Here is a 6,485-nt window from a genome sequence, read left to right on the forward strand (position 1 = left end):
CCCCAGGGCTGCTGGTGCGGCTCAGAAGCTGCAGTAGACCTCGGGCGTGCCGAAGGCCGCGAGACCGCCGTTGGTCGAGTTGGCGGTCAGCGTCAGGCGGAAGACGTTCGTGACGTCGAGCGCGACCGGCGTGCTCTGGCCCAGGGTCAGCGGCTGGGTCAGCTTGGTGACCCCGTCGGAGGCCAGCGTCAGCGTCGAGGCCCCGGTGACCGGCGAGGTGTCGTTGAGGCCGACGACCCCACGCAGCTGGGTGCAGTCGCGGTCGAGGTTGAAGCCGACCGAGCGGCTCGTGCCGGCCGGGAAGCCCGGGAACTCCGACAGCGAGTCGGGGTACGACGTCCCGTTGATCTTGACCTCGGCCGTCGAGATGCCGGCGTCACCGACGGCGCGGAGTCCGCTGAGCAGGCGCCAGCCGTAGACGGTCACCTCCACCTTGTCGCTCACCGAGCGCGGGCGGTCGGCGCTGCCCGGGGCGACGACGCGGTACGTGCGCTCTCGCACCGAGCCCACCTTGTCCTCGAACGCGTAGCGGCCGTTGCCGTTGAGCCGGTCGCGGCCGATCGTCTTCCACGCCTTGCGGTTCTCGTAGCGCACCTGCAGCAGCACCAAGCTGGCGCGGGCGGCCGGGTTGACCGTGCCCTTGATCTTGACCTTGTCGCCGACCTCGGGCGCGGTGTCGTTGACCTTGATGGTGATCTCGGCGCGAGCCTTCGCGACGGGAGCGGCCTGGGCCGGGGCGAACCCGGCGCCGAGGCCGGCGAGGGCGGTGCCGGCGACGAGCGCACCGGTGAGGAGCTGCTTCATGGTGGTGCCTTTCGACGAGGTGTCTGTCCTTCTCACCCCGTCCGATGCAGCGCCCGACGACCTGGTTCGCAGATCTTCAGAGTTTTCTCCGGGCCGGCTCGACTACCGCGCGCCGAAGACCTGCGCGGCGTACCACCGACCGTCGTGGCCCCGGCGCGCGGCGACCGCGACCAGCCGGAACGACGTGCTCATGATGTTGGCGCGGTGCCCCTCCGAGTTCAGCCAGCCGTCGACCACCACGGAGCGCCCGGTGGAGTAGCCGAAGGCGACGTTCTCGCCCGCGGTGCTCAGGCCGCACCCGCTCATGACCCGGCCGAGGTCCTGGTGGAACATCTCCTCGCGCTGCGCCATCAGCCGGGCCTGGGCCCGGGCGTAGCGCTGCAGGCACCGGGTGACCCGCAGCGCCCTGAGCCCCTCGCCGGTCCGCGCCTCGTTGGTGGCCTTCACCGCCTGCCGGCCGTACGCCGACTCTGGGCTGCGCCGCGCCGACCCGGCGTCGGCGGGCACGGGCCCGCTCACCAGGAGGGTCGCGGCCAGGCAGGTCAGCAGCACGAGGAGGCGGCGCATGCCCCCCAGGTTAGGTGCGTCCTCAGCCGTCGACCCCGACGACGGCCGAACCCGTCGCCCCGACCGAGCTCCGCTCGGGCGAGCCGGGGATGCGCAACGGCAGGTCGATCGGGGCGCTCAGCCGCACCTGGACGCGCTGGCCGCCCGGGTCGACCCGCACCGCGTAGGTCAGCCCCGGGTAGCGGCCGAAAGCACCGGTCCGGGCGAGGTAGCCGCCGACCGCCGCACGGGCCTGCCCGGCCGTGACGCCGAGCCGGTCGACGGGCACACCGCCGCCGTAGACCTCCTCGCCGGTGGCGCCGAGGTCGGCCCCGGTCAGCGCCGCGCCGTCGGCCAAGGTGTCGAGCCCCTGACGCTGCAGGTAGGCCGCACTCGAGTTCACGACCAGCGCCACGACCATGAGCAGGACCACGGCGAAGCCGATGATCAGCACGCTCGACTGCCCGCGCTCGTCACGGCGCATCGCGCACCTCCTGGTACTGCCCGATCGGCACGGTGTGGCTCGCGTCGAGGCTCAGGGCGGGCGCCTGGTCACCCAGCACGTCGGGCACGAGCGGCAGCGCGACGCGCGAGCTGACGCGCACGGTGATGACCGAGGTGCCCTGGTGGCAGTCGCTGGGGAACGGTGTGCAGCTCACCTGCACCTGCACCGGCTGGCCGGCCAGACCCTGGTCGGCCAGCGCCAGCTCGGCGGCCGCCCGCGCGCGCTGCTCGCCGGTCGCGTCGTCGGGGGCCAGGGCGTACGCGCGGCCCGCGGCCCGGGCCGCGGTGCTGACGCCGTAGGCCCCGCGCTGGGCGTCGAACACCGTGAGCAGCACCCAGACGACGGGCACGAGCAGCAGGATGCCGAGCCACACCAGCTCGACGATCGCCGTGCCCTGCTCGAGGCGGGCCCGCGCCTCACGAAGGGTCCTCACGGCACCTCCTCCACCGCGTGGCCGACGGCGGTCAGCTCGACCGCCGGCCCGCCGAGGCCGAGCGCCGGCACCCGTGCACGCACGACGATCTCGACCCCCGGCATCCCGCCGACGGTCGCCGGCCGGGCAGTGACGTCCTGGGCGAAGCGCCCCGAGACCGCGCCGTCGATCTGCTGCCGGGTCCACGCGACTCCGTCGGCCGGGCCACGGTCGGCGGTGGCCGCGACCCGTGCCCCCTCGGAGGCGGCCGACGTGAGCGTGTTGCGGACGAACATCACGAGCCCCAGATGGAGGATCCCCAGCACGAGCGGCACCAGCACGACCATGACCAGCACGACGTCGACCACCGCGGCTCCGCGCTGGTCACGCCGGATCACGGCTACTGCACCTTGGCGAGCGCGGCTGAGAGCATCGAGCCGAGCTGGTCGCGGGCCACACCCCAGATCACGGTCACGAGGCCCGCCGTCATCACGGTCACCAGCACCCAGCCGGGCACGTCGCCGCGCTCGTCACGGGTGCGTGGCAGGCTCAGCGCCAGCCAGAGGCGGATCAGGGTCTCCTGCATCGTTGTGTCCTTTCCCGAGGAGATCGCGGCCTCACGGGGCCACGAGACTGAGCCCGACGACGCCGGGCCAGAAGGCGAAGAGCACCGTCACCGGCAGCACGAGGAACACGACGGGCACCATCATCGCGATCTCCTTGCGGGCGGCGGACTCGATGAGCTCGCGGCGTCCGGCCTCGCGGACGTCGGCGGCCTGCGCGTGCAGGACGTCGGCGAGCGGGGTGCCACGCTCCATCGCGACGGCGATGCCGTGTGCGAAGCGGGCGACGAGCGGGAGGCCGGTGGTGGCGGCCAGCCGGTCGAAGGCGAGCGCGACGGGCTGCCCGGTGCGCACGTCGGCGAGCACCCGCGCGAGGTCACGGGACAGCTCGCCGCCGGAGCGGCGCACCACGCGGTCGAGGGCGGCGACGGGGCTCTCCCCCGCCGCCACGGAGAGCGCCAACAGCTCGGCGACGGTGGGGAACTCGGCGAGCATGCGGCGCTCGCGCGACTTCACCTGGCTGGAGAGGTGGTTGTCACGCAGCAGCACCCCGCTGGCGAAGGCGATCGCGCACACCAGCACCGCGAGCACCGCGCCTCCGGGATGGGTCAGCGCGCGCAGCAGCGACCAGGCCGCGCCGACAGAGAACCCGATCAGCCCCCAGATCACCTGCTGGACGCGGAACTCCTGCACCGTCAGGTCGAGTCCGGCTCGCTGGAGGCGACGTCGGACCGAGGCGGCCCCGCCCAGCACCCGCTCCACCGCGTCGGCCGCCGCGTGCAGCAACGGCCCGAAGACCCCGACGGCGGCCGATGTCGCCCCCGTCCCGGTCGCGGGACGGGGGCCGGACGGGTCGCGGTCAAGGTCGCGGACATAGGGCAGCACGCGCACGGACAGCAACGGCCGGCGCAGCGCCAGCACCCGGGTGACGACGAGCAGGAGGCCACCGCTCAGCGCACCGCCGAGCACGGCGCCCCACATCGCGGCGCTCACGACAGCAGCCTCCGCTCGGTCGGCAGCCGGCCGATGCGCATCATCAGCCGGTAGGCGACCACGCACAGCGCCGCGCCGATCGCCAGGACGACGACACCCCCGGCCGAGGCGTAGCGCCGCACGACGTCGCCCTGCAGCGACATGAACAGCAGCACCAGCCAGGGTGCCGCGACCGCGAGACGCGCTCCGTTGACCGTCCACGCCTGACGCGACTCGAGCTCGCTGCGGGTCCGCACGTCCTCGCGCAGGTACGTCGACAGGTTGCGCAGCAGGCGGCCGAGCTCGCCTCCTCCGACCTCGCGGGCGACGCGAAGGCCCTCGGCCACCCGATCCCCGACCGGGTCGGCGAGCCGGTCCTTGAGCCGGTCGAGGGACTCCCCGAACCGCCCGGTCACCTGGTAGTCGAGGGCGAACGCATCGAACGCCGGGCGCAGCGGCTCAGGACCCCGCACGCCGAGCGCCGCCAGCGCGTCGGGCAGGGACATCCCCGCCCGGACCGCCGAGGCCAGGTTGTCGACCGCCTCGGGCCAGACCTCGGCCAGCTCGCGCTGCCGGCGCCGAGCCCGGCCACTGACGACGGCCACGGGCAGGTACGCGCTGATCACGCCGAAGGCGAGTGCGACGGGCGGGGTGCGGCTGACGACCTGCACGACGAACGCCGCGACGAGCCCGCAGATGCCGCACAGCACCAGGAACCCCGAGATCGACACCTCGCCCAGGCCGGCCCGCGCGAGCAGCTCGCCGACCCGTCCCTCGCGCCGCTCCGACTCCGTGCGGGGCCGCAGCGGCACGGCGAACGCCGACCACACGAGCAGCAGCCCGACACCGGTGCCCAGCCCAGTGAGTGCGCCCATCACTGACCTCCGACGGTCGCGCCACCGCTGAGCAGGCCGTGCACATCGATCCCCCGGCGCTCGAACAGCTCCAGTCGAGGCGGCAGACCGCCCGTGCGGCGCAGCTCGTGGCCGTGACGGACGAAGATCGGCTCGGTCTCGATGACGTCGTTCTCGACCCGCCCGGGGACGCCGACGATCTCGTTGACCCTCCGCACCCCCGACTCGTCGATGCCGAGGTGCACCACCAGGTCGACGCTCGCCGCGACCGTCGGCACGACGAACCGCGCCGAGATGTTCTCGCCCGCCAGCAGCGGGAGGGTGCAGGTCTTGACCAGCGCCTCGCGGGCCGAGTTCGCGTGCAAGGTGCACATGCCGGGCAAGCCGGCGTTGAGAGCGAGCAGCAGGTCGAGGCACTCCTCGGCCCGGACCTCTCCGACGATGAGCCGCGAGGGCCGCATCCGCAGCGACTCCTTGACCAGGTCGCGCAGCCGCACCTCGCCGGTGCCCTCGAGCCCCTGCTGGCGGGTCTGCAGAGCGACCCAGTCCGGATGCGTGAACCTCAACTCGAAGACCTCTTCGGCGCTGACCACCCGCTCACCGCCGGGGATCGCGGCCGCCAGACAGTTGAGCATCGTCGTCTTGCCGGCCTGGGTCCCGCCCGCGACCAGGATGTTGAGCCCGGCCTTGACGCTCGCTTCCAGGAACGCCGCCGCGCGCTGGCTCAGGCTTCCGAGCTCGACCAGCGACTGCAACCGGTGGGCTCGTACTGTGAACTTGCGTACATTGACGGCGCTGAAGCCGCGGCTGATCCCCTCCAGGACGACGTGCAGGCGATGCCCGTCGGGCAGCATCGCGTCGACGAACGGCTGGCTCAGGTCGATGCGCCGACCGGAGCTCTTGAGCATGCGCTCGACGAGCTCCTGCACCTGGGCGTGGCTGAGCACCAGGTTGGTCAGCTCATGGCGGCCGTGGCGGGCGACGAATACCCGATCGGGCGCGTTGATCCACAGCTCCTCGACCGTCGGGTCGTCCAGCAGCGGCTGGAGGACTCCGAAGCCGCTCACCCGGGCCAGCAACTCACCCACGGCGGCGTGGACGTCGGGCACGGGGAGCACCTGTCCGGTCAGGCTCCGTTCGTCGTGGTCACGCACGACGGTCTCTGCGATGCGACGCACGACTGCAGCGTCACGCTGGGGGTCGACACCCTCGCGGCGCACCACCTCCCGCACACGAGCGTCGAGCTGCTCGATCAGCTCGGCCGGCAGCGGCCGTGCCTCTGCGTCAGCGCGCGTCGTCATCAGGTCCCCCGTTCCCGAGATGGGTTCTCACCCGTCGCGAGGACGGTAGATCGGATAACAGGCCCCTCGGAAGGGTGGAGAACCAATCTGTGGATGACGGTAACGATGTGATTGATGTGGCGTCGAGCAGAGCCCGATAACGACAGACGAGATGGCCCTGAAATGCAGTTCAGCGCCGCACCCGGTGTCGGGTGCGGCGCTGATACTGAATGTGTGTCCGGCGGCGTCCTACTCTCCCACAACCTCTCGGTTGCAGTACCATCGGCGCTGAGGGGCTTGACTTCCGGGTTCGGGATGGGACCGGGTATTTCCCCCTCGCTAAGGCCGCCGTAACCCTGTGACCCCATTCAACCGGACCAGCACCCATCTTTCGGTGGGCTGGTGTCTCGGGTGGGGAAAGCTACGGTGCTTTCACTAGTGGACGCGAACAGTCTTTGTTCGTTACGCAGCACAAGTTCGATCAAACGGTGCGGGTGTTGTCTTGGTTGAGCATTTGTAAGACAAGCCCTCGGTCTATTAGTACCAGTC

9 protein-coding genes and 1 rRNA gene are annotated in these 6,485 nt (G+C 72.0%); all 10 read right to left on the reverse strand.

Annotation, left to right across the window (positions count from 1 at the left end; translation table 11 throughout):
- Positions 1-21: 21 nt before the first annotated feature.
- Positions 22-804 carry an NPCBM/NEW2 domain-containing protein gene (locus tag GRQ65_RS02675; RefSeq protein ID WP_160874838.1) on the reverse strand — a complete coding sequence of 261 codons (783 nt, stop codon included), beginning with the start codon at positions 802-804 and terminating at the stop codon, positions 22-24.
- 102 nt (positions 805-906) lie between these two features.
- Positions 907-1,371, reverse strand: coding sequence for a CAP domain-containing protein (locus tag GRQ65_RS02680; protein ID WP_160874840.1), 465 nt, complete (start codon positions 1,369-1,371; stop codon positions 907-909).
- 22 nt (positions 1,372-1,393) lie between these two features.
- Entirely contained in the window at positions 1,394-1,834 is a 441-nt protein-coding gene (locus GRQ65_RS02685; RefSeq protein WP_160874842.1) for a pilus assembly protein TadG-related protein, read from the reverse strand.
- Complete coding sequence (locus GRQ65_RS02690) at positions 1,824-2,288, reverse strand: hypothetical protein (protein ID WP_160874844.1); 465 nt, start codon at positions 2,286-2,288, stop codon at positions 1,824-1,826. The genes GRQ65_RS02685 and GRQ65_RS02690 overlap by 11 nt, the downstream gene beginning before the upstream one ends.
- Positions 2,285-2,665, reverse strand: coding sequence for a TadE/TadG family type IV pilus assembly protein (locus tag GRQ65_RS02695; RefSeq protein ID WP_160874846.1), 381 nt, complete (start codon positions 2,663-2,665; stop codon positions 2,285-2,287). The genes GRQ65_RS02690 and GRQ65_RS02695 overlap by 4 nt, the downstream gene beginning before the upstream one ends.
- Before the next feature lie 2 nt (positions 2,666-2,667).
- A complete protein-coding gene (locus GRQ65_RS02700; protein WP_160874848.1) occupies positions 2,668-2,853 on the reverse strand; it encodes a hypothetical protein in 186 nt (61 codons plus the stop codon).
- 31 nt (positions 2,854-2,884) lie between these two features.
- The gene (locus tag GRQ65_RS02705; protein ID WP_160874850.1) at positions 2,885-3,823 is read right to left on the reverse strand and encodes a type II secretion system F family protein; all 939 of its coding nucleotides are present in this window, start codon (positions 3,821-3,823) and stop codon (positions 2,885-2,887) included.
- Positions 3,820-4,677: a type II secretion system F family protein gene (locus tag GRQ65_RS02710; RefSeq protein WP_160874852.1), complete on the reverse strand. Its 858-nt coding sequence runs from the start codon at positions 4,675-4,677 to the stop codon at positions 3,820-3,822. The genes GRQ65_RS02705 and GRQ65_RS02710 overlap by 4 nt, the downstream gene beginning before the upstream one ends.
- Positions 4,677-5,957, reverse strand: a complete 1,281-nt coding sequence (locus tag GRQ65_RS02715; protein ID WP_160874854.1) for a TadA family conjugal transfer-associated ATPase — start codon at positions 5,955-5,957, stop codon at positions 4,677-4,679. The genes GRQ65_RS02710 and GRQ65_RS02715 overlap by 1 nt, the downstream gene beginning before the upstream one ends.
- A gap of 215 nt (positions 5,958-6,172) precedes the next feature.
- Positions 6,173-6,289: ribosomal RNA gene (gene rrf / locus GRQ65_RS02720) — 5S ribosomal RNA — on the reverse strand.
- Positions 6,290-6,485: the final 196 nt, after the last annotated feature.

Origin of the sequence: Nocardioides flavescens, from assembly GCF_009823805.1 — a bacterium.
GTDB classification, from domain to species: domain Bacteria; phylum Actinomycetota; class Actinomycetes; order Propionibacteriales; family Nocardioidaceae; genus Nocardioides; species Nocardioides flavescens.